Source organism: Pseudomonas laurylsulfatiphila (assembly GCF_002934665.1).
GTDB lineage: Bacteria > Pseudomonadota > Gammaproteobacteria > Pseudomonadales > Pseudomonadaceae > Aquipseudomonas > Aquipseudomonas laurylsulfatiphila.
Map to the genome: position 1 here is coordinate 530,222 of NZ_NIRS01000002.1, position 24,213 is coordinate 554,434.

Annotated in this window: 19 protein-coding genes; 5 read left to right on the top strand and 14 right to left on the bottom strand. The window is 56.4% G+C overall.

The features are described from left to right. Positions 1-19: 19 nt before the first annotated feature. The 8 genes from CD175_RS08225 to CD175_RS08260 all read right to left on the bottom strand — a co-directional run bounded on the left by CD175_RS08225 (position 20) and on the right by CD175_RS08260 (position 10,769). Complete coding sequence (locus tag CD175_RS08225) at positions 20-1,114, bottom strand: ABC transporter ATP-binding protein (protein WP_007978237.1); 1,095 nt, start codon at positions 1,112-1,114, stop codon at positions 20-22. A 405-nt stretch (positions 1,115-1,519) separates the two neighbouring features. After that, a complete protein-coding gene (locus CD175_RS08230) occupies positions 1,520-3,970 on the bottom strand; it encodes a GcvT family protein (RefSeq protein WP_007978235.1) in 2,451 nt (816 codons plus the stop codon). Positions 3,971-4,027: 57 nt separating this feature from the next. After that, on the bottom strand, positions 4,028-4,885 hold the full coding sequence (gene purU / locus CD175_RS08235; protein ID WP_007978233.1) for a formyltetrahydrofolate deformylase: 858 nt from the start codon (positions 4,883-4,885) through the stop codon (positions 4,028-4,030). A gap of 10 nt (positions 4,886-4,895) precedes the next feature. Beyond that, on the bottom strand, positions 4,896-5,834 hold the full coding sequence (locus tag CD175_RS08240; RefSeq protein WP_007978230.1) for an electron transfer flavoprotein subunit alpha/FixB family protein: 939 nt from the start codon (positions 5,832-5,834) through the stop codon (positions 4,896-4,898). Beyond that, on the bottom strand, positions 5,834-6,583 hold the full coding sequence (locus tag CD175_RS08245; RefSeq protein WP_104448467.1) for an electron transfer flavoprotein subunit beta/FixA family protein: 750 nt from the start codon (positions 6,581-6,583) through the stop codon (positions 5,834-5,836). Before CD175_RS08245 ends, CD175_RS08240 begins: the two co-directional genes overlap by 1 nt. 295 nt (positions 6,584-6,878) lie before the next feature. Beyond that, complete coding sequence (locus CD175_RS08250; RefSeq protein WP_104448468.1) at positions 6,879-7,934, bottom strand: ABC transporter substrate-binding protein; 1,056 nt, start codon at positions 7,932-7,934, stop codon at positions 6,879-6,881. Between the two features lie 120 nt (positions 7,935-8,054). After that, the gene (locus CD175_RS08255) at positions 8,055-9,707 is read right to left on the bottom strand and encodes an electron transfer flavoprotein-ubiquinone oxidoreductase (RefSeq protein WP_007978225.1); all 1,653 of its coding nucleotides are present in this window, start codon (positions 9,705-9,707) and stop codon (positions 8,055-8,057) included. 141 nt (positions 9,708-9,848) lie between these two features. Continuing rightward, entirely contained in the window at positions 9,849-10,769 is a 921-nt protein-coding gene (locus CD175_RS08260) for a LysR family transcriptional regulator (RefSeq protein ID WP_104448469.1), read from the bottom strand. A 160-nt stretch (positions 10,770-10,929) separates the two neighbouring features. On the opposite strand from CD175_RS08260, the gene aptA reads away from it, so the two are divergent. Together aptA and CD175_RS08270 are read left to right on the top strand one after the other, a co-directional pair. Beyond that, positions 10,930-12,276 carry an omega-aminotransferase AptA gene (gene aptA / locus CD175_RS08265; RefSeq protein ID WP_104448470.1) on the top strand — a complete coding sequence of 449 codons (1,347 nt, stop codon included), beginning with the start codon at positions 10,930-10,932 and terminating at the stop codon, positions 12,274-12,276. Positions 12,277-12,353: 77 nt separating this feature from the next. Continuing rightward, positions 12,354-13,850 carry a CoA-acylating methylmalonate-semialdehyde dehydrogenase gene (locus tag CD175_RS08270; RefSeq protein ID WP_104448471.1) on the top strand — a complete coding sequence of 499 codons (1,497 nt, stop codon included), beginning with the start codon at positions 12,354-12,356 and terminating at the stop codon, positions 13,848-13,850. 54 nt (positions 13,851-13,904) lie between these two features. On the opposite strand, the gene CD175_RS08275 is transcribed toward CD175_RS08270, so the two are convergent. After that, positions 13,905-14,780: a LysR family transcriptional regulator gene (locus tag CD175_RS08275; RefSeq protein WP_007978216.1), complete on the bottom strand. Its 876-nt coding sequence runs from the start codon at positions 14,778-14,780 to the stop codon at positions 13,905-13,907. Between the two features lie 147 nt (positions 14,781-14,927). Here CD175_RS08275 and CD175_RS08280 point away from each other — a divergent pair, with 147 nt between their 5' ends. Then, on the top strand, positions 14,928-17,357 hold the full coding sequence (locus tag CD175_RS08280) for an FAD-dependent oxidoreductase (RefSeq protein ID WP_158255659.1): 2,430 nt from the start codon (positions 14,928-14,930) through the stop codon (positions 17,355-17,357). 60 nt (positions 17,358-17,417) lie between these two features. Then, positions 17,418-18,335 (top strand): bifunctional methylenetetrahydrofolate dehydrogenase/methenyltetrahydrofolate cyclohydrolase FolD, encoded by a 918-nt coding sequence (gene folD / locus CD175_RS08285; protein WP_104448473.1) that lies wholly within the window; start codon positions 17,418-17,420, stop codon positions 18,333-18,335. 403 nt (positions 18,336-18,738) lie between these two features. Here folD and CD175_RS08290 read toward each other — a convergent pair whose 3' ends face one another. From CD175_RS08290 to CD175_RS08310, 5 genes are all read right to left on the bottom strand, one after another. Further along, positions 18,739-19,506, bottom strand: coding sequence for an ABC transporter ATP-binding protein (locus CD175_RS08290; RefSeq protein WP_104448474.1), 768 nt, complete (start codon positions 19,504-19,506; stop codon positions 18,739-18,741). A 20-nt stretch (positions 19,507-19,526) separates the two neighbouring features. Then, positions 19,527-20,240, bottom strand: coding sequence for an ABC transporter permease (locus tag CD175_RS08295; RefSeq protein WP_104448475.1), 714 nt, complete (start codon positions 20,238-20,240; stop codon positions 19,527-19,529). Further along, positions 20,237-20,926, bottom strand: coding sequence for an ABC transporter permease (locus CD175_RS08300; protein WP_015094755.1), 690 nt, complete (start codon positions 20,924-20,926; stop codon positions 20,237-20,239). The genes CD175_RS08295 and CD175_RS08300 overlap by 4 nt, the downstream gene beginning before the upstream one ends. 99 nt (positions 20,927-21,025) lie before the next feature. Next, the gene (locus tag CD175_RS08305) at positions 21,026-21,814 is read right to left on the bottom strand and encodes an ABC transporter substrate-binding protein (protein WP_104448476.1); all 789 of its coding nucleotides are present in this window, start codon (positions 21,812-21,814) and stop codon (positions 21,026-21,028) included. Positions 21,815-21,872: 58 nt separating this feature from the next. Then, positions 21,873-23,042, bottom strand: a complete 1,170-nt coding sequence (locus tag CD175_RS08310; RefSeq protein WP_104448477.1) for a M20 aminoacylase family protein — start codon at positions 23,040-23,042, stop codon at positions 21,873-21,875. A 129-nt stretch (positions 23,043-23,171) separates the two neighbouring features. On the opposite strand from CD175_RS08310, the gene CD175_RS08315 reads away from it, so the two are divergent. Next, the gene (locus CD175_RS08315) at positions 23,172-24,122 is read left to right on the top strand and encodes a LysR substrate-binding domain-containing protein (RefSeq protein ID WP_104448478.1); all 951 of its coding nucleotides are present in this window, start codon (positions 23,172-23,174) and stop codon (positions 24,120-24,122) included. Positions 24,123-24,213: the final 91 nt, after the last annotated feature.

Consider the following 24,213-nt stretch of genomic DNA (forward strand, 5'->3'; position numbering starts at 1 on the left):
GTGTGAGCGGTGACGAAAGTTAGATAACGGTGTTGAGCGCTCGACAGTCGTCAGCACGCCACCCTACGGTCACCAGGGCGCCGGGAGTCGGCGTCGACTGGTTGACGCCGTTGACCACTTTGACGATGAAGTCATCCTGGTCCGCGACGCTCAACCGCAGACGCAGATGGTCCCCGTGATAGATCAGCTCTTGAATTTTTGCCGGTAGCCGGTTGTCGCATTGACCCTCGGTTGGATCGAGGTAGACGCGCTCCGGACGAATCGACAAGGTGGTTTTCGTGCCACGGGCGGTACTCGCGGATTTCGCCGCAACGGCCTTCACTCGAAGGTTGCCGATTTGCACTTGGCAGTAATCCCCGTCGCGCTCGATGACCTCCCCCGTCAGCCGGTTGTTTTCACCGATGAAGCTGGCAACGAAGGCGGTCTCGGGTTTCTCGTACAGGTCGGACGGATTGGCCAGTTGCTGAACCACACCATCGTTGAACACCGCAATGCGATCGGACATGGTCAGTGCTTCAGTCTGATCGTGGGTGACGTAAACAACGGTAATGCCCAGTTGCTTGGAAAGGCGCTTGATCTCGTACTGCATTTGCTCGCGCAGTTGTTTATCGAGCGCGCCGAGCGGCTCGTCCATGAGCACCAGGCGAGGTTCAAAAATCAGCGCCCGAGCCAGGGCCACTCGTTGTTTCTGCCCACCGGACAGTTGTGCCGGCATGCGATTGCCCAGCGGGCCCATGGCGACCATGTCCAGGGACTTCTTGACTTTGCCCTGGATGTCGCTTGAAGACAGGCCGCGAACCTTGAGCGGAAAAGCCAGGTTCTCAGCAATGGTCATGTGCGGGAACAAGGCATAGTTTTGAAAGACCATGCCGATACCCCGCTTCTGTGGCGAGATGTCGTTGACCGGCAGGCGGTCGATGGAGATTTCCCCGTGAGTGACGGTTTCAAAACCCGCCAGCATCATCAGGCACGTTGTCTTTCCAGAGCCGGACGGCCCAAGCATGGTGATGAATTCGCCACGCTGAATATCCAGATTGAAGTTTTTGACCACGAGGTTTTCGCCGTCGTAGCTCTTCTGCACATTGCGAAAACTCACAAAGGATTCTGTTTGCATGTGAACACCCTTCTGCAATTCTTTGATCAGCTAAGTGCGAAGCCGTCCTAAACGGCGCTCACACGGTTTCTCTTGTTCGCGTGGACTCAGGACAGCCATCAATCAGGCGTACGGACGCCCGTGTCTGTTGGTCAACGCGGCAAACTCAAGAGGAATCTTTCGGCAGAAAAGGCTCAGGGCGAGCCCGGAATCGATAAGGTGTGATGGAGCGGCACGAAGTGGCGAACCCTGTTGGATTGTCGACGACTTCGACCTGACGATGCATTTTGCATTCATGGTTGTCTCCGGCGATTTTTGCGCCTGGCCCGGAGTCGAACCTCCGGGCACTGCGCGACTCAATCGACTTGTTGTTATGAGGTTTCTATACCGTGCCTGACCGCCGTTAATACGGTTGGCCCAGGGGGGTCAGCACTTGATTTTGTTCATTTCAGGGTCGTAGAACGCACGAAGGCTGGCCTCAACCTCATACCGTTTCGTCGCCACCTCAATCTCGTACTTGCCTTCTTTCACCCAGTCAGTCGTTGCACCTTCGGCGTTGCAGACATACCCCATGGCGACGTTGCCGCCGATGTAATGGCCGTACATCCCAGAGGTCGTGCGGCCGACGATCTCTCCGTTCCGATAGATCGGCTCTTCGTGATAGTTGGTAGCTTCCGGATCGAGGAACTTGAACAGGACCATGCGTTTTTTCACGCCTTCGGCTTTCTGCTTGAGCAAAGCCTCTTTGCCGATGAAACCGCCGGCCTTGTTGAAGTCCGAGGCAAACGACAGTCCTGCTTCCAGCGGGGTGTCCTCCTCCACCACGTCGTGGCCGAAGTGGCGATAGCCCTTTTCGATACGCAGGGAGTTCAGGGCGTGATAACCACACAACTTAAGGCCGTGTGGCTCGCCCGCGGCAACGATTCGGTCAAATACATCCGGAGCGAATTCAGTTGGGATGTACAGTTCCCAGCCCAGCTCGCCCACGTAGGTAATCCGTGACGCTCGTACACGGGCATAGCCGAGTTCAATCTCCCTGGAGGTGGCAAACGGGAAGCCCTCGTTGGAGAGGTCGTCGGTGGTCAGCGGTTGCAGCAAATTGCGGGCGTTAGGGCCCATCACGCTGATCACGGCCATCGACGAGGTGACATCGGTGTAGACCACATTCGCCTCGTCCGGCGTGTTGCGGCGCAGCCAGTTCAGCTCGCGAGTCTGCGTCCATGGACCGGTGACGATGAGGAACGACTCCTTCTCAAGACGTGTCACCGTCAGGTCGGCCTCGATACCACCTCGCTCATTGAGCCACTGGGTGTAGACGATCTTGCCCGGCTCGACATCAATGTTGTTGCTGCAGATCCGGTTGAGCACCGACATCGCATCGCGGCCCTGGACCAGGATCTTGGCGAAGGAACTTTGATCAAACAGGCCGACGGTTTTGCGCACCGCGTTGTGTTCGGCTGCCGACCACTCGAACCAGTTTTGCTTGCCCCAGCTGTACCCGTATTCCGGCTTCTGACCCTGCGGTGCAAAGAAGTTCGCGCGCTCCCAGCCGACCACTTCGCCGTAGCAGGCATTGGCGGCCACCAAACGGTCATGGAGGATGCTTTTGCGTGCGTTGCGAGCGGACTCGAACTGACGGAATGGCCAGTGCATGGCATACAACAGGCCCAAACCTTCAGTGGTGCGGTCATACAGGTACTGAGAGTTGCCCTGAAAAGGCAAATTACGCTTGATATCGACGTCCCACAGATCCATCGGAGCATGACCTTTAGCGATCCACTCGGCCAGCACCTTGCCGGCGCCACCCGCTGACTGGATGCCCACCGAGTTGAAGCCTGCGGCGACAAAATAGTTGCGCAACTCAGGTGCTTCGCCCAAGTGGTAGCGGTCATCGGGGGTAAAGCTTTCTGGACCGTTGAAGAACACTTGCAGCCCGGTCTTCTCCAGCGCAGGGATTCGGCGAATGGCCGCTTCCAGGTAGGGTTCCAGGTGATCGAAATCAGGTGGCAACTCGTCAAAACTGAAGCTGTCAGGAATGCCTTCATGCCCCCAAGGTTTGGCGTTGGGTTCAAAGGTGCCGATCAACAGTTTGCCGGCGTCGGTCTTGAAGTAGTTGTAGTAGTCCAGGTCACGCAATGTCGGCAGCATGATGCCGTTGATTTCCGGCATCGGCTCCGTGACCACGTAGTAGTGTTCTGCGGCATGAAGGGGAATGTTGACCCCGGCTTTCTTGCCGAAATTACGCGCCCACATACCGGCGCAGTTCACCACGAACTCAGCGTCGATATCGCCCTGAGCCGTGACGACGCCTGCGGCCTTGCCATCCTTGATTTTGATATCCAGGACTTGGGTATTTTCAATGATTTTAGCGCCGCCCATTCGAGCGCCCTTGGCGAGTGCCTGGGTGACGTCAACCGGGTTGACCACACCGTCCAATGGCAAATACACGCCACCGACGATGTCTTCGATGTTCAGCAGTGGCCACAGGTCAAGCGCTTGCTCAGGGTTAACCACTTCACATGGAAAGCCACAGAGCTTGGCCATCGACGCGCCGCGCTTGAGTTCGGTGAAACGCTCCTGGTGAGTCGCGACGCTCAAGGAACCGTTACGCACGAAGCCAGTGGCCTGGCCGGTTTCTGCTTCAAGGCCCTCGTACAGACCAGCGCTGTACTTCGCCAGCATGCTCATGTTGTAAGTCGCACGCAGGGTCGGCACCAGGCCGGCGGCATGCCACGTCGTGCCACAGGTCAGCGTCTTGCGCTCCAGTAGCACGACATCTTTGATGCCCAGTTTGGTCAGGTGGTATGCAACGCTGCACCCGATAACCCCACCACCGACGATGACGACACGAGCCGAACTCGGAACGGTATTACTCATTTTAAACTCCAGGGCCAGCACCCCAGGCAGGGCAACTGGCTCGACGATTGGGGGTGCTTAGAACACGATGGTTTTATTGCCGTACACGAGCACGCGATCTTCGAGATGGTTTCGAAGCCCACGGGCCAATACGGTTTTTTCGACGTCTTTGCCTAACCGCACAAGATCATCGACAGACTGTTCGTGGCTGACGCGCGCGACGTCCTGCTCAATGATCGGCCCCTCGTCGAGGTCTTCGGTCACGTAGTGACAGGTCGCGCCGATCAGCTTTACTCCACGACGGGACGCCTGGTGATACGGCTTTGCGCCGATGAACGAGGGCAGGAAGCTGTGATGGATATTGATCACTTTGTGGCGGTATTTTTCACACAGGTTCTGCGGCAGGATTTGCATGTAACGCGCCAGAACGATGCAGTCCGCGCGGTACTCATCGATCAGTTGTTCGGTTTTGGCAAACCCTGCTGCCTTGTTGTCTTTGTCGACCGGTACGTATTCGAATGGAATGCCGTACCACTCAACCAGGCTGCGTAAATCCTCATGGTTGGAAATCACACAGGCGATGTCACAGACCAAGTCACCGGTCTTCCAGCGGTCCAGCAAATCGGTCATGCAGTGCGAGCCTTTGCTGCACATCAACACCACTCGCTTGAGCTGGTCACTGTCGACCAGACGCCAGTTCATCGACATCTCCTGTGCGAGCGGTTCGACTTTGCGTTTCAACACTTCGATGTCAAACGGCAAGGTCTCCGCGCGAACAACCATACGACTGAAGAAGCGATTGCTCTCTTCGTCAGAGAACTGCGAGGCCTCCTCAACCCAGCCGCCATGACTGGCGAAAAGACCCGCCGTGCGGGTGATGATTCCCACCCGATCCGGACAATCGAAAGCAAATGTATAGGTACGCTTGGCGCTCATTTCAGACTCCTTAAGACAGGGCAGCTTCAAGAGCCGGAACGGCTTCGAACAAATCGGCAACCAGACCGTAGTCAGCAACGCGGAATATCGGTGCTTCTTCGTCCTTGTTGATCGCGACGATGATTTTGGAATCCTTCATGCCCGCCAGATGCTGAATGGCACCCGAGATGCCGACAGCGATGTACAAGTCAGGCGCCACGATCTTGCCTGTCTGGCCGACCTGCATATCGTTGGAGACGAAACCGGCGTCGACGGCTGCGCGAGAGGCACCCACCGCGGCACCCAACTTGTCGGCAACTTTTTCCAGCAGGGCGAAATTTTCGCCACTGCCCATGCCGCGACCGCCGGAAATGACGACTTTGGCCGAGGTCAATTCGATGCGGTCAGAGACGCTGAAATCGGCACTCAGGAATTTGGAAAGACCGGTGTCGTGAGTGACGGAAATGGTCTTGATGGGCGCCAATGCCCCCATCCGTTCGGCAGCTGCAAACGCTGTGGTCCGAACGGTCAGCACCTTGACTGCGTCAGAGCTTTCAACGGTCGCCAGGGCATTACCGGCGTAGTACGGCCGAACGAATGTGTTCGGGGAAACGATTTCCACAACGTCACTGACCTGGGCGACATCCAGCAATGCAGCCACACGAGGAAGCAAATTTTTGCCGTACGCCGTAGAGGCGGCAATGACATGACCATAGGTCGAGGTCCTCACCAGCTCGGTAACCAGAGCGGCCACATTCTCGACACCTTGATCGGCATACTCAGGCGCATCTGAAATCAGTACGCAACTCACACCTGCAAACGCAGCCAATGTCTCCGAGACACTGCCCGCTTGCTGACCTGCTACCAAAACGTCGATGTCGGCTCCAAGGCTCGCAGCCGCTGAAAGAGCGTTCAAGGTGCCTGACTTAAGAGTCCCCTCGTGGTGCTCAGCAATCAATAAAACAGCCATCAGATCACCCCCGCTTCGTTCTTCAGCTTCTCGACCAGTTCTTGAACGCTATTCACACGAATACCTGCCTTGCGCTCAGGCGGCGCCGAGACCTTGATGACTTTCAAACGAGGAGCGATATCGACACCGAGGTCGCTGGCATCAATCACCTCCAGTGGCTTTTTCTTCGCTTTCATGATGTTCGGAAGTGAGGCGTAGCGCGGCTCATTGAGGCGCAGGTCAGCGGTGATCACTGCTGGCAAACGCAGGCTTCTGGTTTCCAGCCCGCCGTCGACCTCACGAATGACATTGACCCAGTCACCGACGACGTTGATTTGCGAAGCGAAGGTGCCTTGAGCGCTGCCCATCAATGCGGAAAGCATTTGACCGGTCTGGTTGTTATCACCATCGATGGATTGCTTGCCCAGGAGAACAATGCCGGGTTCTTCACGCTGGGTGACCGTGTAGAGAAGCTTGGCAATCGCAAGGGGTTCCAGATCGTTACCCGTCTTGATCAGCACGGCTCTGTCTGCGCCCATTGCCAGGGCGGTTCGCAACTGTTCCTGACAAACGTCAGGGCCCACCGATACAGCGATGACTTCGCTGGCCTGCCCGCTTTCCTTCAACTGAAGTGCGGCCTCCACAGCGATCTCGCAGAAGGGGTTTATCGACATTTTTACGTTGCTTAACTCAACGTCAGATTCATCCGCTTTGACACGGACTTTGACGTTGGCGTCTACGACACGCTTCACCGCCACCAGCACCTTCATAGCAACCTCCGAATAAGTCCAAACCTCTGGAATCCGATGCTATAAGCCCCTATACCCTCTTACAAACGATCTATATTGAGCACATGGATAAGCAGCACTTATTCGTCGATACGTCTTGCAGGTCACTTTTTTGTTTTTGCGCTGAAATAAAAAAACCCGACGCAAGCGTCGGGCAAAGTGCACCAAGCAGAGAGCAATTCCTTTGATCAGCTCGGCTAATAGCCGCTATCCATCACCGAATCTGGTACTTCGATGGCAAGCCTACCCACACGGCTTAACGGCTAAATTCAGAGGATCACTTTGCAAGCCAAGCATTAAACCGTTCGTTCAGCTCGTCAGCATGATCGCCCCACCACTCGGAATTAACCTGCAATGCCGTCGCAAAGTTGGCCGGGTCTGTCGGCATACTCGACTTCATATCGGCGTGAACCAGTGGCTGGGACGACTTGCGTGTAGGGCCATAAGCGATGTACTGACTTTGGTCAGCCATAATTTGAGTCGAGGTTGCGAAACGCAGGAAATCCATGGCCTTGGCTTTATTGGGAGCACCCACCGGCACGGCCCACACATCGATGTCATACATCTGACCGTCCCAGATGATTTTGAATGGCTGTTTTTCTTTCGCCTGTGCGGCCCAGATCCGACCATTCCAAGCGGAAGTCATCGTGACCTGACCATCTGCCAGCAACTGCGGAGGTTGCGCACCAGCTTCCCACCAAATGACCTGGCTCTTGATCGAGTCGAGCTTTTTGAAAGCACGCTGAAGCCCCTCATCGGTCTCCAGAGTGGCGTACACCTGATCACGAGGAACACCATCCGCTAGCAGAGCCCATTCGAGGTTCGCCTGGGGCGCTTTGCGTAAGCCACGCTTACCAGGATATTTTTTGAGGTCGAAGAAATCAGCCAGTGTTGCGGGGGGCTGCCCTTTGAAGGCATTGGTGTTGTATGCCACCGCCGTGCTCCAAATGTAGGCACCGACCCCGCAATCGTTCAGCGAACCTGGTAGAAAATCCGTCGCCGTGGAGCCATCGGGCGCGGGGGCAAGATCTTTCGCTGGGTTGATACGCTCCAACAGGCCGGCATTACAGGCCCGCACGGCATCCGGCATTTCCATATCGATTACATCCCAAGCCACTTTTTTCGAGTCAACCTGAGCTTTGAGTTGGGCAATACCCCCTGAGTAATCTTCGGTACGGATCTTGACGCCTGTTTTATCGGCATAGGGTTTGATCGAGGACTGTTGCTGAGCCGCTGCGACACTCCCGCCATATGTGACAACCGTGAGGTTTTCTTGCGCCATCACGGCGAAGGAGGTCAAGCCAGAGACGAGGACTAACGCTAATTTTTTCATGATGCTCCCGATAGATTTCTAGTAAGGAAGGCAGTGTGTTCATTGAGTCGTTATTGTTTTGTTCCACGCATCGCACTAGTCACGCTTCGGTCGCTCAATCGCGTAGCGACTCTTTCTCCTCTACATGCTGGTGTAGTTGGGCCCCCCGCCTCCCTCGGGTGCGCGCCAAATGATGTTTTGACTCGGGTCCTTGATGTCACAGGTTTTACAATGCAGACAGTTCTGCGCATTGATCTGGAATCGGCTCGCTGATGCATCCTCCACAACCTCGTACACACCGGCAGGGCAGTACCGTTGCGCCGGTTCGGCATAGGTGGGCAGGTTGAACGCGATGGGGACCGAGGAGTCCCTGAGTGTCAGGTGGCAGGGCTGATCTTCTTCATGGTTTGTGTTCGACAGATAGACCGAGGAGGTCTTATCGAAACTCAGGACGTTGTCGGGTTTCGGGTAGTGAATAACCGGAGCCCAATCGGCAGTAGCCATAGTCGAGTAGTCGGGGCGCTTGTCATGGAAAGTCCAAGGCAATTTCCCTTTCAAAAGATTCAGATCAACCCAGGAGTATACGGCTCCGACTAAATTGCCAAATCGGTGCATGGCAGGACCAAAATTACGCTGCTGGTATAGCTCGTCGTAAATTGATGACGCTCTGAATTTTTCCGCATACGCTGCCAGATCCTGACCGGCCGATTGATTGACAGCAAGCGCTTCATAGATGGTGTCAGCCGCCAGCAGCCCGGACTTCATGGCTGTGTGGGAACCCTTGATCTTTGCAAAATTCAAGGTACCTGCATCACACCCAATCAGCAGACCACCCGGAAAGTGCATCTTCGGCAACGACTGAAGCCCGCCTTTCGCAATAGCTCGCGCGCCGTAGCTGATGCGCGAGCCACCACGCAGATACTGCTCATAAAGAGGGTGATGCTTGAGCTGTTGAAACTCATCAAAGGGCGAAAGATGGGGGTTGCGGTAATTGAGATCTACCACCTGCCCAATTACTACTGTGCCGTCTTCCAAGTGATACATGAAGGCGCCGCCCTGAGTGGCACTCTCGCTCAATGGCCATCCAGTGCTATGAATCACAAGCCCTGGAACATGCTGCTCAGCAGGTATCTCCCAAACTTCTTTGATGCCTAACCCGTAATGTTGAGGGTCGCATTCGGCATCAAGGGAATACTTACTAATCAGTTGTTTTCCTAGGTGTCCCCGACAACCTTCAGCGAAGACGGTTTGCTTACCGATCAGCTCGATGCCTGGCGTAAAGCCCCCCTTTTGCTCACCAGTTCGACCGACACCCATGTCAGCGGTCACAACGCCCCTGACCCTGCCCTCCTCGTCATATAGGACATCGGATGCAGGAAAGCCTGGAAACACATCGACACCGAGAGTCTCAGCTTGCTGACCCAGCCAACGGCATACATTGCCAAGGCTAACGATATAGTTCCCATTGTTGTGCATCGTACTAGGAGCAAATACTCCGGGAACCCGAATGGAACGGTGTGAGCACGACAGATAGAAGATTTCGTCTGACTGTACCGGGGTGTTCAGTGGCGCGCCCATGTTTCGCCAGTCGGGAAACAATTCATTTAGTGCGGAAGGTTCGAACACTGCACCGGACATGATGTGCGCACCGACCTCTGCGCCTTTCTCGACCAGGCATACTGATAACTCCCGGCCTTCTACCATTGCCAATTGACGCAGGCGAATGGCAGCAGACAGCCCGGCAGGCCCTCCTCCTACTACGACGACATCGAATTCCATAGACTCGCGTTGCATCAAAAACCTCCACAGGCATCGAACATAGCCTCTGGAGTGAATCGTACGAGCGGTTTTACACCCACAACAAACGATGTATCAGGTGCTTATTAATAAGCTGTACTGATTCGTAGGTTGCCACGTTGAGGGTTCCACAATCCGTCAGCCGCTCATCGCGAGGGATTCGAGAAAGGTCTCCAATACCAAATGGGGACGGCGACCTTTTCGGGTGGCAGAAGCCAGCGTCAGGTCGTAAAAACAGGAGTAGGGCTTCAACGCTCTGAGCCTACCTTCTGCAACCCAGCTCCGCGCGTAGTGATCAGGCAGGTACCCAATGTATTGGCCAGTAAGAATCAGGAATGCCATTCCCTCTCTGTCCGATGCGCTGGCCGTGCAGTTCAGCGCTTGATAATGCTCCTGGATGGTTGCAGGTAAGCGGAATGTCGGGGCTATGGCGTCCTGCTCCTGAATACGCTGCTCTCTTAAATCCAGATCCTTGACGAAAAACAGAGGATGGCCAACACCGCAATAGAGCTGAGAACGCTCGCTATACAGCGGCTGGTATTCAAGGCCTGAAAGCGCACCGACCTGAGGGATTACGCCTACGTGCAGACGGCCGTCCAGCACGCCTTGCTCCACTTCACCAGGTGTACTCATTCGAATCTGGATCTGAACATCAGGCCCTTTTTTCTTTAGGGAAGCCAATGCATCCGTGACGCGCATGTGAGGCATCGTTACCAGGTTATCCGTCAAGCCAATGATCAACTCGCCCCGGAGATGACTGTGCATCCCGTTGACCTCGCTTCGAAATCCCTCCATCGCCGACAACAAGCGTAAACAAGCCTCATACACCTGCTGCCCATCCTCCGTCAGGGAGAACCCGGCACGTCCCCTCTGACATAACCGTAAGCCTAATCGCTGCTCAAGCTCTGTCATTTGCTGACTGATTGCGGACCTGCCAATACCGAGAACGCTCTCTGCAACGGAGAATCCCCCGCACTCCACGACACTGCGAAATATCTTGAGCATCCGAATATCAAAATCAGTGACTTGAGCAACTGGATTGGGACGGCGCGCTTTCATAGTTTAGGCAACCTGAAACTAATGGTATCGAAAGGTGTGTTTTATCGAATCTAAGCGCGTGTCAGTTTCTAGGCAAGCCTTGAATTCCATTTCAGGACGCTCAACAAGGCCATCTATCCGATTGACCACGATGAGTATCTCTCCACGAGGACCACTGCTCATGAACACACAACAGGCTCACGAACTTCCCTTGGCCAGCCAGCTGAAACTGGATTCACACTGGATGCCGTTCTCCTCGAATCGCAACTTTCAGCGTGACCCACGTTTCATCGTTTCTGCGCAAGGCAGCTGGCTGACAGATTCCGACGGCAGAAAGGTCTACGACAGTCTGTCAGGCCTGTGGACCTGCGGTGCAGGCCATTCGCGCAAGGAGATCCAGGAGGCCGTAGCCCTTCAGTTGGGCACGCTTGATTACTCGCCTGCATTTCAATATGGCCATCCGTTATCGTTCATGTTGTCAGAGCGCGTCGCTGACCTCATGCCCGGCGACCTGAACCATGTGTTCTATACCAACTCGGGCTCCGAGTGCGCGGACACTGCGGTCAAAATGGCCCGGGCGTACTGGCGCCTCAAGGGTCAGTCGACCAAGACCAAAATGATCGGTCGAGCACGCGGCTATCACGGCGTGAACATCGCGGGCACGAGCCTGGGTGGCATCGGTGGCAACCGCAAGATGTTCGGTCAGCTGATGGATGTCGACCACCTGCCCCACACGTTGCAGCCGGGATTGGCCTTCACCAAAGGAATGGCGGAAACCGGTGGTGTGGAACTGGCAAATGAGCTGCTCAAACTCATTGAACTGCATGACGCGACGAACATCGCAGCCGTTATTGTCGAGCCGATGTCGGGCTCCGCAGGTGCCATCGTGCCTCCCAAAGGCTACTTACAGCGCCTTCGTGAAATCTGCACTCAACACAACATCCTGTTGATCTTTGACGAAGTGATCACCGGGTTCGGGCGGATGGGCACCTGGAGCGGCGCGGAGTATTTCGGCGTGAAGCCGGACATCATGAACGTGGCCAAGCAAATCACCAATGGAGCCATTCCAATGGGCGCCGTGATCGCCTCCAGTGAGATCTACCAAACCTTCATGAATCAGACGAGTCCGGAATACGCGGTCGAATTTGGCCATGGCTACACCTACTCGGCGCACCCGGTTGCCTGCGCTGCGGCCCTCGCAACATTGGATCTGCTGGAGAAGGAAAACCTCATCCAGCAATCAGCTGACCTGGCGCCGCATTTCGAACGCACATTGCACGGCGTCAAGGGCGCAAAACACATCGTTGATATCAGGAACTGCGGCCTCGCAGGCGCTATTCAAATTGCACCCCGCGAAGGTGATGCAATTGTTCGCCCGTTCGAGGCGGGCATGGCGCTTTGGAAAGCGGGGTTCTACGTGCGCTTCGGTAGCGACACCCTTCAGTTCGGACCGACCTTCAACGCTAAACCTGAAGATCTTGACCGGATGTTTGACGCCGTCGGGGAAGCCTTGAACCACATCGATTAACGCAACAACGTACAGGCAAGCTGGTGGGTCAACTCCGCCAGCATCACTTCTAGTTTCAATCTTGCAGGTTTTCATCCATGAGCATCATTCAACACCTGATCAACGGCGAACATATCGCCACCGCCGGCCGCACTGCAGACGTGTTCAACCCTTCCACGGGTGAGGTCATCCATCAGGTCTCACTCGCGGATCGCGCCACCGTTCAACATGCCATTGACGTCGCGACAGCCGCCTTTCCAGCATGGCGCAAGACACCGGCCGCCAAGCGCGCTCAGGTCATGTTTCGTTTCAAGCAGTTGCTGGAGCAGAACGAAGCCAAAATCGCGCAGATGATTAGCGAAGAGCACGGCAAAACAATTGAAGACGCCACCGGGGAACTCAAACGTGGTATCGAGAACGTCGAGTTTGCGTGCGCGGCCCCTGAAATCCTGAAGGGTGAGTACAGCCGCAACGCTGGCCCGAACATCGATGCGTGGAGCGACTTTCAACCCGTCGGCGTGGTGGCTGGTATTACGCCGTTCAACTTTCCGGCGATGGTTCCACTCTGGATGTATCCGTTGGCCATCGTCTGCGGCAACTGCTTCATCCTGAAGCCTTCGGAGCGTGACCCAAGCTCGACCCTTTACATTGCAGAGTTGCTGATAGAAGCGGGTTTGCCTAAAGGGGTGATGAGCGTAGTTCACGGTGACAAAGAAGCCGTCGATGCGTTGATCGAGGCGCCTGAAGTTAAAGCATTGAGCTTCGTAGGGTCGACGCCTATCGCTGAATACATCTACGCCGAAGGCACCAAACGCGGCAAGCGTGTCCAGGCCTTGGGCGGCGCTAAAAACCATGCCGTGCTAATGCCGGACGCTGACCTGAACAATGCCGTTAGCGCCCTGATGGGAGCAGCTTACGGCTCCTGTGGCGAACGCTGCATGGCGATTTCCGTCGCCGTTTGTGTGGGCGACCAAATCGCCGATGCTTTGATCGATAAGCTGGTACCGCAGATCCAGGCGTTGAAAATTGGCGCCGGCACATCTTGCGGTCTCGACATGGGACCACTGATCACCGGCGCCCACCGTGACAAAGTGAAGGGCTACGTGGACGAAGGCGTTGAATCCGGGGCCGAGTTGGTCGTAGATGGTCGTGGGCTTCAGGTAACCAACAACGAAAATGGCTACTTCCTGGGTGGATGCCTATTCGACCGCGTGACGCCTGAAATGCGCATCTACAAGGAAGAGATTTTCGGTCCCGTGCTGTGCATCGTACGCGTAGCGAGCCTTGAACAGGCCATGCAACTCATCAACGATCACGAGTACGGCAACGGTACTTGCATCTTCACTCGCGACGGTGAAGCTGCGCGCTTGTTCTGTGACGAAATCGAAGTCGGCATGGTGGGTGTGAACGTTCCGCTACCGGTTCCGGTGGCGTACCACAGCTTTGGCGGCTGGAAGCGCTCGCTGTTTGGCGATCTTCATGCGTATGGTCCGGATGGTGTTCGTTTCTACACGCGTCGCAAGGCTATCACACAGCGATGGCCGCAACGTGCCAGCCATGAGGCTGCGCAGTTCGCGTTTCCAAGTAACGGTTAAGGGAAAGGAGCCCGCCTATGGCGGGCTCCTGACTCCTCACCCAGTCCGCAGAGATTAGCGAAGCTCCGACTCCAGCCAAGTGCAAAAGGCTTGTGCAGCCCCTGATAGCGGCTTGTTGTGCGGCTTCAGCAAGTAGAACCCGGCAAGACACTCAATGCTCTGATCGAGCGGCGACACGAGCTGTCCACGCAGCCTGGATTTCTCCACGAGTTCCTCGTTAAGCAGACACACGCCTGCGTTTTCAATCGCCATACTCGCCGCAATTGCGTAACTGTCGACGTAGAAACGCTGATAGTTTTCTGCCTCGCCTTGCGGGTAATTCGCCAGCCAGTCGCTCCAGCCATTGGGTGTACCCAACACATCGATCAAGGGCAGGCTGAGCAATCCCCCGGCACTCCGAAGTTTGGCAGCAACGTCCAATGAGCAGTACGGTTTCAGCTCAGTCGAGAGCAGCTGTTGGATGTCGTACTGCTGCCAGTTACCCGCACCGTAGCGAATCTCCAGCTCTGCGCTGGAAGGTGGAGCATCTGCCTCCCAGTTAACGCCGTACATGCGAAGAGAAATTTGCGGATACAGCTCAGCAAACCGCTCCATACGGGGGGCGAGCCACAACTGCGCAAAGGAGTTGTTTACGCTCAATTCAAGTACGCCTTGGGCGACCGAGCTGAAGATGTTGTTCATCCCTTGGTGCATATGCCAAAGGCCTTCCCGGACCACTGCCAAATACGCCCGCCCCGATACGGTCAGCTGGATCGAACGTGTTTGCCTTAGGAATAGCGCCTTGCCAAGTTTGTGTTCGAGCAATTTTATCTGCTGGCTGACCGCAGACTGGCTCATGTTCAGTTCAATCGCCGCAGCCGAAAAGCTCAAATGTCGCCCTACTGATTCAAACGTCCGAAGCCAGTTGAGCTGAAGATTGGTCAACGACATCGCGGCACCCCGGCATAAGCCCTACTTATAAATGACACCGGTATACATCGTTTGTAGTGCCATCTCAAGCACCTTAGCATCGAATCCAGACGCCCGGAGCCCCGGCGAATCATGTCTCCAATTGACCCGTCAAAGGATCCCCCCGAGATGAAATCGGAAGCCAAAGTTATAGTGATTGGTGGTGGTATTACTGGTGTGAGCACGCTTTACCATCTGGCCAAATCCGGCTGGACGGATGTCATGCTGGTGGAGAAGCTTGAACTGACATCTGGATCAACTTGGCACGCCGCGGGCAACCTTCCTTCGTTCAGCACCAGCCTGAACATCATGAAGCTTCAGAAAAACAGCATCGAGCTGTACCAACAACTCGCGGAACAGACGGGTCAATCGGTCGGTCACCACCAAACAGGTTCGATCCGGCTCGCGCATACCAAGGAACGTCTGGATGAGTTCAAACGGGTCGCAGGCCTCGCTACGCTTGCAGGTTTAAGTGGCGTAGAAGTTGTCGACAATGAGCGACTGAAGGAACTGCATCCCTTCCTGGACACCACCGGATTGCTGGGTGGGCTTTGGGACCCGTATGACGGTCATATTGATCCGACCAGCGTGACCAATGCCATGGCGCAATTGGCACGTGGTTACGGCGCTACCATTGTTCGGCACAATCCGGTTACCGCGATTACTCAACTCGCCGACAAAAAATGGGAAGTGACTACCGAACAAGGTGTCATTCACGCGGACATTATCGTGAACGCCGCAGGTTTCAGGGCCAATGAAGTGGCTGCGATGATCGGCCATCAATTCCCCATCTGTTCCCTGGAACATCAGTATCTGGTCACCGACAATATTCCAGCCTTGGTGGACAGAGCCCACCACCTTCCCCTGCTTCGTGATCCCGATATTTCCTACTACCTTCGCCAAGAGGGCAAGGGGCTGATCCTCGGCCCGTACGAGAGAGAGCCGGTGGCCTGGGCAGTCGATGGGGTTCCAACGACGTTCGGTCAGGAACTGCTGCAACCAGAACTGAACCGTCTCGAAGGCATCATCGGTGCAGCGATGGAACAGGTGGGAATTATTGGTGACGGTGGGATCAAGACCGTGGTCAATGGGCCTATCGTGTACACCCCAGATGGCCTTCCCCTGCTCGGTCCCGTGCACGGCTACGACAACTACTTCGCTTGCGCGGGGTTCAGTTTCGGAATTACCCAGGGCGGCGGCGCAGGCCGTTATCTTGCTCAGTGGATCATCGACGGGCACCCCGAGGTTGAACTTTGGGAGCTGGATTCCCGACGCTTTGGTAGCTACGCCAATCTTTCCTACACCGTCACCAAATCGCTTGAGCTGTACGCCAACGAATACCAACTAAGCTGCCCGAACGAATACGCGATGCGCCCGGCGTGTCGCGAAGTGAAGACCACGCCGATTTACGAAATACTCAAGCACAAGAATGCCGTGTTCGGCGCTTATTACGGCTGGGAGCGTGCCAGCTGGTTTGCACAATCTGCCAATGCCCCTGTCGAAAACTTCAGCTACAGCCGGGGCAATTGGGATGCGGCAGTCCGGTCGGAATGCGAAGCCGTGCAGAATCGTGTAGGTATCCTCGATCTGAGCGCCTTCACAAAATTCGAGATCTCTGGAAAGGATGCTCGTTCATTTCTGGATCGGATCAGCCCCAACCAGGTTCCTGCCAAGTGCGGGGATATAGCTCTCGCCCATGTACTCACCCCATCAGGTAGCGTGGCGTGGGAGTTCTCCATGACGCTGCTGGAAAGCGGCGCATTTTACCTGATGTGCCCGGCGGCTTGTGAGCTGCTAATTGAAGATTGGCTGCGGCAACGGGCAACAAAGTACGCAGATATCTCCATCGCGAACATCACTAGGGATTGGGGCACGCTAATCCTGGCAGGCCCTAGAGCACGAGAAGTACTGGCAAAACTCACCGACGCCGATCTAAGCAATGAGGCGTTCCCATGGTTTACCGGCCAGGAGATCCAGGTTGTCGGCGCTCCCGTTCGAGCATTGCGGATGAACTTTGTCGGCGAACTGGGGTGGGAACTTCACCACCCACTCCAACATCAGCAAGCTCTATACGAAGCCCTCGTCTGGGCGGGAGAAGCACATGGAATCGTCGACTTCGGGCTGCGGGCCATGGACTCGATGCGTATCGAAAAGGGCTATCAAATCTGGGGCCGCGAGCTGACAACAGAGTACTCGGCGCTGGCTGCCAACATGAGCTACTTCATCAAGACCGATAAAAGTGATTTTGAAGGGCGTGCGGCAGTGCTGGCGGAAAAAGAGAAGCCGAGCACCCACCGTCTCGTGCTGATGGAAGTTCAAGCGGGCCCAGCTGATGCATTGGGTAGCGAGCCCATTTTCCATCAAGGGAAACTGGTAGGGCTTACCACATCCGGAGCCTATGGTTATCGCGTTAATAAGAGTTTGGCCATGGGCTTCATCAAGCGCGAACTTGCATCCCTGGATACTGAACTCACCATCACAATTCTGGGTGAAGAATGCTCCGCGAAAGTCATTCGTGGATGCCTTTACGACCCGAAAGGCGAACGCCTGAAATCTTGATTATGCAACTGCCTTCAAGAACCTGGAGGCAGCTTTCTGACCGCTAATGGGTAGGACGAAATGACCACTACACAACCTTTGGATAACGCGCCCAATGCAGAGGCCTCCATAATCGATGGGAAGGCGTTTGCCGAAATCTTGCGCAAGAATGTTGCAGTCGGTGCAAGGGCCTTCAGGGAGAAGCGCGGTAGGGCACCGGGGCTGGCTGTCGTCCTAGTCGGGAGCGATCCTGCTAGCCAGGTTTACGTGAAAACCAAAATGAAAAAGGCGCTTGAGTCCGGGATTGACTCCTTCCCTCACCTACTCGAAAGCGATACGTCCGAAGCGGACCTGCTGAACCTGATCGATAAGCTGAACAATGACCGCTATGTACATGGGATTTTGGTGCAGCTCCCGTTGCCCGCCCATATTGATGAGTCGAAGGTTATTGCGGCAATCAACCCGGCCAAAGATGTCGACGGTTTCCATCCGATCAATGTGGGTCTGCTAGGTCAGGGGAAAGCCAAACTGATTCCCTGCACTCCCCTGGGATGCTTGATGATGTTGAAGGATCAGATCGGTGACCTCAGTGGCAAAAAAGCGGTGATTGTCGGCAGGTCCAACATCGTCGGAAAGCCAATGGCGAGTTTGCTCTTACAAGAAAACTGCACGGTCACGATTGTGCATTCCCGAACGCGCGATCTCATCACTGAATGTCGCCAAGCCGACATCCTAGTGGTCGCAATCGGGCGGGCGGAATTTATTGATGCAAGGGCGATAAAGCCAGGTGCAGTGGTCATTGACGTTGGCATCAACAGAGTCGAGAAAAGTGGAGTATCGGTTCTAGTCGGTGATGTCGATTTCGACTCTGCCAAGGACATCGCAGCGGCCATGACTCCAGTTCCCGGCGGCGTTGGCCCCATGACAGTTGCTTGTTTGATGAAGAACACCCTGGCAGCTGCGGAGGCGATTGAGAGTAATACTGCTGCACGCTACTGACAGTATAAACAGCGACTTGACCTGACAATGGCGCGCTTCCGGCTGTGCTTGTCAGGTCAAGAATTTGCTGATCAATATGCCTGTCAAACTTCCTTTCCAAAACTCCCTGTCGCCACAGACTGCAATCGGCCAAAAGCAGCCAGTCGGTTGCTGTGCTGGCGTTAGTACTCGAAATTATCCTTCACGCCTGGAAAGTCGAAATACTCTCTCGGCACTGCAGTCAGAAATCCCCCTTGTGAAGTCTGTCTCCCCTGAGCACCCGGAATTGAACGCAGGTGCTTACAGTGCTATCACTTCAACGGTATGGCCGACAGGCAGGGCCGAATTGACAGGCCACGTACAAGTAACTCATGTTCGATGAGACCGGCGATGCGGTGCCTTTCTTTCGCAGATTAACGGGCAGCTACTTGAGACTCCCGGCCAGGAACTGCTGCAACCGCTCGCTTTGCGGCTGTTCCAGCAGCGTGCCTGGCGCGCCCGACTCCTCCACCCGCCCCTGATGCAGAAACATGACGTGGTTCGACACCTGCCTGGCAAACGCCATTTCGTGGGTGACGACCACCATCGTCCTGCCCTCTTCGGCCAGTTGCTGCATGACCTTGAGCACTTCACCCACCAGTTCAGGGTCTAGGGCCGAGGTCGGTTCGTCGAACAGCATCACCTCGGGTTCCATGGCCAGCGCACGGGCAATGGCCACCCGTTGCTGCTGGCCGCCGGACAAATGCACCGGGTACTGGGCCTCGACTTTTTGTGGCAGCCCGACCTTGGCAAGGTAATGACGCGCCCGCTCCAGTGCCTGCGCCCGGCTGATACCGAGCACGCTCATCGGGCACTCGATGATGTTTTCCAGCACGGTCATGTGGCTCCACAAATTGAAGTGCTGGAACACCATCGACAACCGGCTGCGCAGGGTCCGCAGCTGCCCGGGGTCAACCACACACAACTCACCCCTTGAGTTTCTGCGGGTGAGCAACTCTTCGTCATTGACGACAATGCGCCCGGCCGACGGTTGTTCAAGATGGTTGATACAACGCAGGAAGGTACTTTTCCCGGAGCCGGAGGAGCCGATGATGCTGATCACATCACCCGCCCTGGCCTTGAGCGAAACCCCTTTCAGCACTTCATGGTTGCCGTAGTTTTTATGGATATCTTCAACGATCAATTTATACATTCGAGCAAGTCCGATAGGGGTCAGTGCGTGCGCGGTTTGAGGTAGGCCAGCCAATGCAGTTCGCCGCGTCGAAACAGCCAGATCAGGAAAAAAGCACAGGCGGCGTACAACACCCCGGCAATGCCAAAGGCCGTGAAGGATGCATAGGTCGCCGAGTTGACATCCCGGGCGATCTTCAGCAAATCGGGCACAGTGGCGGTAAAGGCCACCGAAGTGGAATGCAGCATCAGGATCACTTCATTGCTGAAAAACGGCAGCGCGCGGCGCAACGCCGACGGCAGGATGATCCGCCGATAAAGCGTGAACCGGCTCATTCCGTAGGCACTGGCAGCCTCGACTTCACCGTGGGCGGTCGCCCTGATAGCGCCAGCAAAAATCTCGGTCATGTAGGCGCAGGTATTGAGCCCGAACGCGAGCACCGTGCAGTTGAAGCCGTCACGGAAAAACGCGTTGAGAAAGTCCTGGGACCGCACCACATGCAAGCTGTACACCCCGGTGTAGAAGAACAGCAGCTGGATGTACAACGGAGTGCCACGAAACACGTAGGTGTAACACCAGATCGGCAGGCGCAGCAGCGGATTGTGGCTGACACGGGCCATCGACAACGGCACCGCCAGCAAAAAGCCCATCGCCACCGCCAGAATCAGCAACCACAAGGTCACCACCAGCCCGGAAAAGTGCGGCCCGTCACTCCACAGGTAAGACTGCCAGTAGCTTTCGAGAATGGCGGTCATAGCGCAGCCTTCCTGACGCCTACCGAGTAGCGGCGCTCAAGCCACAGCAACACGCCATTGGAGACCGTGGTAATGGCGAGGTAAATCAGGCCGCCGACCAGGGTGAAGTAAAAGAACTGCATCGAGCCCTTGCCCGCATCCTGCGTGGCCTTGACCACGTCGGTCAGGCCGATGATCGACACCAGGGCCGTCGACTTGATCAGCACCTGCCAGTTGTTGCCAATGCCCGGCAAGGCGTGGCGCAGCATTTGTGGAAAGAGGACCTTGCGAAAGGTTTCCCCACGGGTCATGCCGTAAGCCCTCGCCGCCTCGATCTGCCCCGCCGGGACGGCCTGGAAGGCGCCGCGAAACGTCTCGGTAAAGTAGGCCCCGTAAATGAACGCCAGCGTCACGACACCGGCCAGAAACGGGTCGATGTCAATCTGCGTGATGCCCAGCCAATCGGTGATCCGGTTGAGCAACATCTGCAGGCTGAAGAACAGCAGCAACATGATCACCAGGTCCGGCATGCTGCGGATCACGGTCGTATACCCCGCAGCCAGTGCGCGCAACAATCGATTGGACGACAACTTGGAACTGGCGCCTATCAGCCCGGCCAGGACGGCGATCAGCAATGAACAAAGCGCCAGTTTGACGGTAGCCAGGGTGCCCAACAGAATCTGCGGGCCAAAACCTTCCAGAAGCATCTCACTCTCCTTGTTCTTGTTAGGGTGAGGTGAAGGGGGCAATAGAGCGCTCGAACGAGCGCCCTGCTCAAGGTCACGACGACGGGTTACCGGGCGCCGTTACCGGACGCCGTAGACGTCGAAATCGAAGTACTTGTCGTTGATCCGCGCGTAAGTACCGTTGGCGAGAATGGTGGCCAGGGCTTTGTTCAAGTCTTCGCGCAACGCGACATCGCCCTTGCGCAGACCAAGGCCATCGCCGACGCCGAAGAAGCCCGGGTCCTCCAGGGTGGCACCGGCAAATTCATAGTCCTGACCCGCCGCTGTTTTCAGGAAGCCGTAACTGGCTTGAATGGAACCCTGCAACGAGGCATCAAGTCGCCCCACTACCAGGTCGGCGTACACCTGGTCCTGATTCTGATAGGACAGAACGTCCACGCCTTTGGAACCCCAAACCGCTTTGGCATAGGACTCCTGGGTCGAGCCCTGCTCCACACCGATGCGCTTGCCCTTGAGCGATTCGAGGGTCGGCTGCAATCCCGATCCACGTTTGGCCACCAGGCGTGCCGGTGCATTGGACACCTTGTCGGTAAACGCAATCTGCTCAAGGCGTTTGGGGGTGATGGTCATCGAGGACGCCACCGCATCGAACTTGCGCGCCAGCAGTGCCGGGATCATCCCGTCCCAACTGCTTTCCACCCAGACGCAGCGGGCTTTCAGTTCGGCGCACAACGCCTCGGCGATGTCGACCCCGAAGCCGGTCAGCGTGCCATCCTGGTTCTTGTACTCCAGCGGTGGGTACGTCGGGTCCACTCCCAGCTTCAACACTTTACCTGACCAGTCGGCCGCCCCCGCCAGGCTCGAGGCCGTCAGGAACACCAGGGAAACGGCTGCAATCATCTTGTTCATTTTTATTCCTCTCAGACCGTAGATTTTTTACCGGCACAACGAGTGAAAATGCGCCGTCTCAACTCAGAAAACGTTCCACCAACTTGACCCAATAGCTCGCCCCTACCGGCAGGCAGCCGTCATTGAAGTCATAGTCGGGGTTGTGCAGCAGGCACCCGCCTTCGCCCTCGCCGTTGCCGATCACCAGATAGCTGCCAGGGCACTTTTCCAGGACAAAGGCAAAGTCCTCGCTGGCCGTGAATGGCCGCAAGTCATCGATCAGGTGTTCATCTCCCAGCCACTCGCGGGCGACTTCATGGGCAAATGCCGTCTGTTCGGGATCGTTGATCAACACCGGATGGCAATGCTGGTAATCGATGTGGGCCCGGGCGCCGAAACTCTCGGCCTGGCCCTTGACCAATTCGGTGATCCTGACCTCCAGCAAACGGCGAACCTCGGGGGTCAGGGCGCGTACGCTCAGGCTCAAGTCGGCGCTGGACGGGATGACATTCGAAGCGCTCCCGGCATGCAGGGAGCCCACGGTGATAATCGCCATCTCCTGCGGGTTGACGTTGCGCGAGACGATACTTTGCAGGGCCAGCACGATCGAGGCGCCGACCACCACCGGGTCGACGGCTTTGTGCGGCACCGCGCCATGGCCGCCGTTGCCGATGATCTTGATGTTCACCGTATCGGCAGACGCCATGAACGGTCCGCTGTAAAAACCCAAATGCCCGACGGGATAACCCGGCACGTTATGCATGGCGAAGATCGCGTCACACGGAAACCGTTCGAGCAGTCCTTCCTCCAGCATTTTCCTGGCACCACCCAGCCCCTCTTCCGCAGGTTGGAAAATCAGGTGCACGGTGCCGTTGAATGCTCGTGTCCGCGCCAGATACTGACCCGCCGCCAGCAGGATGGCGGTATGACCGTCGTGACCGCAGGCATGCATGACACCGTCTATCCGGCTGGCATAAGGCAAACCGGAGGTTTCCTGGATCGGCAACGCATCCATGTCGGCGCGCAAGCCAATGGACCGACCCTCGCCATTTTTCAGGGTGGCAACGACCCCGGTCTTGCCCACCCCGGTGCTGACCTCAAAGCCCCACTGAGTCAGACACGCGGCAACCCGCTCACTGGTGGCGAATTCTTCAAAACCCAGCTCAGGGTGCGCGTGAATGCTGTGACGTATCGCGATCATTTCATCTTGCATCGCGGCAATACCAGGCAGGACCAAACCGGCATTCATGAGTGTTCTCCTTCGAGGGCTGTGCGGCAGCGAAAGCGCTGTTGGGCTCGATCTTAGGGAACTGGCGCTGGGCTGGGGAGGCGCAGTTTGGTTATGATGACAACCATGAGTTGTCACCAGGGTGAGCAGATGAAACTGCATCAATTACAGGCGCTGATTGCCAGCGCCGAAACCGGCAGCATCCGCGCGGCCGCACGTTCGCTGGAGATTTCCCAGGCTGCGGTGACCAAAGCGCTGCGCGAGCTGGAAACCAGCCAGCAGCTACCGCTGTTTACCCGAACCGCCAGCGGTCTGAACTTCACCGAATACGGCAAAGTGCTGCTGACTCATGCCCGGCTGGTGATCAAGCAACTGGAGCACGCACAGACCGAGCTTGATCACATGCGTGGGAAGGCCCAGGGCCGGCTCTGCGTCGGGATCACCCCATGGGTCGCCCTGACCTTCCTGCCCGAAGTCGTGTCGGTTTTTCGCGAGCGGATGCCACAAATCAGGCTGGAACTGTTCGAAAGCCTGATGGCCGTTGCCCAACCGCTGTTGCGCGACGGCAGCATGGACTTCGCGATTGGCCAGCTCCATCCCACCCAATCGACCCAGGAATTCGCCTGCGAAACCTTGCTCGATTACCAGACCTCAGTGCTGGTCCGCGAGGGTCACGCCCGACAGCATGCGCGATCGATCCACGAGTTACTGGAAGAAAACTGGACCCTGAACTACGCGCCGGACGGGCACGATGGGTTGATGCAGGAACTGTTCTGGAAACACGGCGCGCAGATTGACGAGAATCGAATCCTGCGTGCTCATTCACTGGCCATTTTGCAGATGATGGTCGAGCGGGCCGACATGTGCACCTGGGGGCCTTCCATCGTGAGCACCGCCCCGCCATTTCTGGGGCGCGTGGTATCCCTGGGGCTGACCGAGCAGTTCGAGCCCCGGCAACTGAGCATCGTGACGCGCCGCAATGGCGCACTGAGCAACCCGGCAGTCTGCTTCACCGAATGCCTGTTGCAGGTCATTCGGCGCCATGCGCGCTCGGCAAAAAAAGAAGACCGCGCACTGTTTGAAACCTTGCGGCTGCGGTGAGGTGAACCTGGCCGCGCTCAAGGCGTCATCGCAGACTATTCTTGATCTGGGTAACCAACCGGTCGCACCGAAGGAGGTCTCTCGTTTATGC

Coding starts and splice junctions, on each gene's coding strand:
- CD175_RS08225 (WP_007978237.1), bottom strand. CDS start 1,114: ATGCAAACAGAATCCTTTGTGAGTTTTCGCAATGTGCAGAAGAGCTAC.
- CD175_RS08230 (WP_007978235.1), bottom strand. CDS start 3,970: ATGAGTAATACCGTTCCGAGTTCGGCTCGTGTCGTCATCGTCGGTGGT.
- purU (WP_007978233.1), bottom strand. CDS start 4,885: ATGAGCGCCAAGCGTACCTATACATTTGCTTTCGATTGTCCGGATCGG.
- CD175_RS08240 (WP_007978230.1), bottom strand. CDS start 5,834: ATGGCTGTTTTATTGATTGCTGAGCACCACGAGGGGACTCTTAAGTCA.
- CD175_RS08245 (WP_104448467.1), bottom strand. CDS start 6,583: ATGAAGGTGCTGGTGGCGGTGAAGCGTGTCGTAGACGCCAACGTCAAA.
- CD175_RS08250 (WP_104448468.1), bottom strand. CDS start 7,934: ATGAAAAAATTAGCGTTAGTCCTCGTCTCTGGCTTGACCTCCTTCGCC.
- CD175_RS08255 (WP_007978225.1), bottom strand. CDS start 9,707: ATGCAACGCGAGTCTATGGAATTCGATGTCGTCGTAGTAGGAGGAGGG.
- CD175_RS08260 (WP_104448469.1), bottom strand. CDS start 10,769: ATGAAAGCGCGCCGTCCCAATCCAGTTGCTCAAGTCACTGATTTTGAT.
- aptA (WP_104448470.1), top strand. CDS start 10,930: ATGAACACACAACAGGCTCACGAACTTCCCTTGGCCAGCCAGCTGAAA.
- CD175_RS08270 (WP_104448471.1), top strand. CDS start 12,354: ATGAGCATCATTCAACACCTGATCAACGGCGAACATATCGCCACCGCC.
- CD175_RS08275 (WP_007978216.1), bottom strand. CDS start 14,780: ATGTCGTTGACCAATCTTCAGCTCAACTGGCTTCGGACGTTTGAATCA.
- CD175_RS08280 (WP_158255659.1), top strand. CDS start 14,928: ATGAAATCGGAAGCCAAAGTTATAGTGATTGGTGGTGGTATTACTGGT.
- folD (WP_104448473.1), top strand. CDS start 17,418: ATGACCACTACACAACCTTTGGATAACGCGCCCAATGCAGAGGCCTCC.
- CD175_RS08290 (WP_104448474.1), bottom strand. CDS start 19,506: ATGTATAAATTGATCGTTGAAGATATCCATAAAAACTACGGCAACCAT.
- CD175_RS08295 (WP_104448475.1), bottom strand. CDS start 20,240: ATGACCGCCATTCTCGAAAGCTACTGGCAGTCTTACCTGTGGAGTGAC.
- CD175_RS08300 (WP_015094755.1), bottom strand. CDS start 20,926: ATGCTTCTGGAAGGTTTTGGCCCGCAGATTCTGTTGGGCACCCTGGCT.
- CD175_RS08305 (WP_104448476.1), bottom strand. CDS start 21,814: ATGAACAAGATGATTGCAGCCGTTTCCCTGGTGTTCCTGACGGCCTCG.
- CD175_RS08310 (WP_104448477.1), bottom strand. CDS start 23,042: ATGAATGCCGGTTTGGTCCTGCCTGGTATTGCCGCGATGCAAGATGAA.
- CD175_RS08315 (WP_104448478.1), top strand. CDS start 23,172: ATGAAACTGCATCAATTACAGGCGCTGATTGCCAGCGCCGAAACCGGC.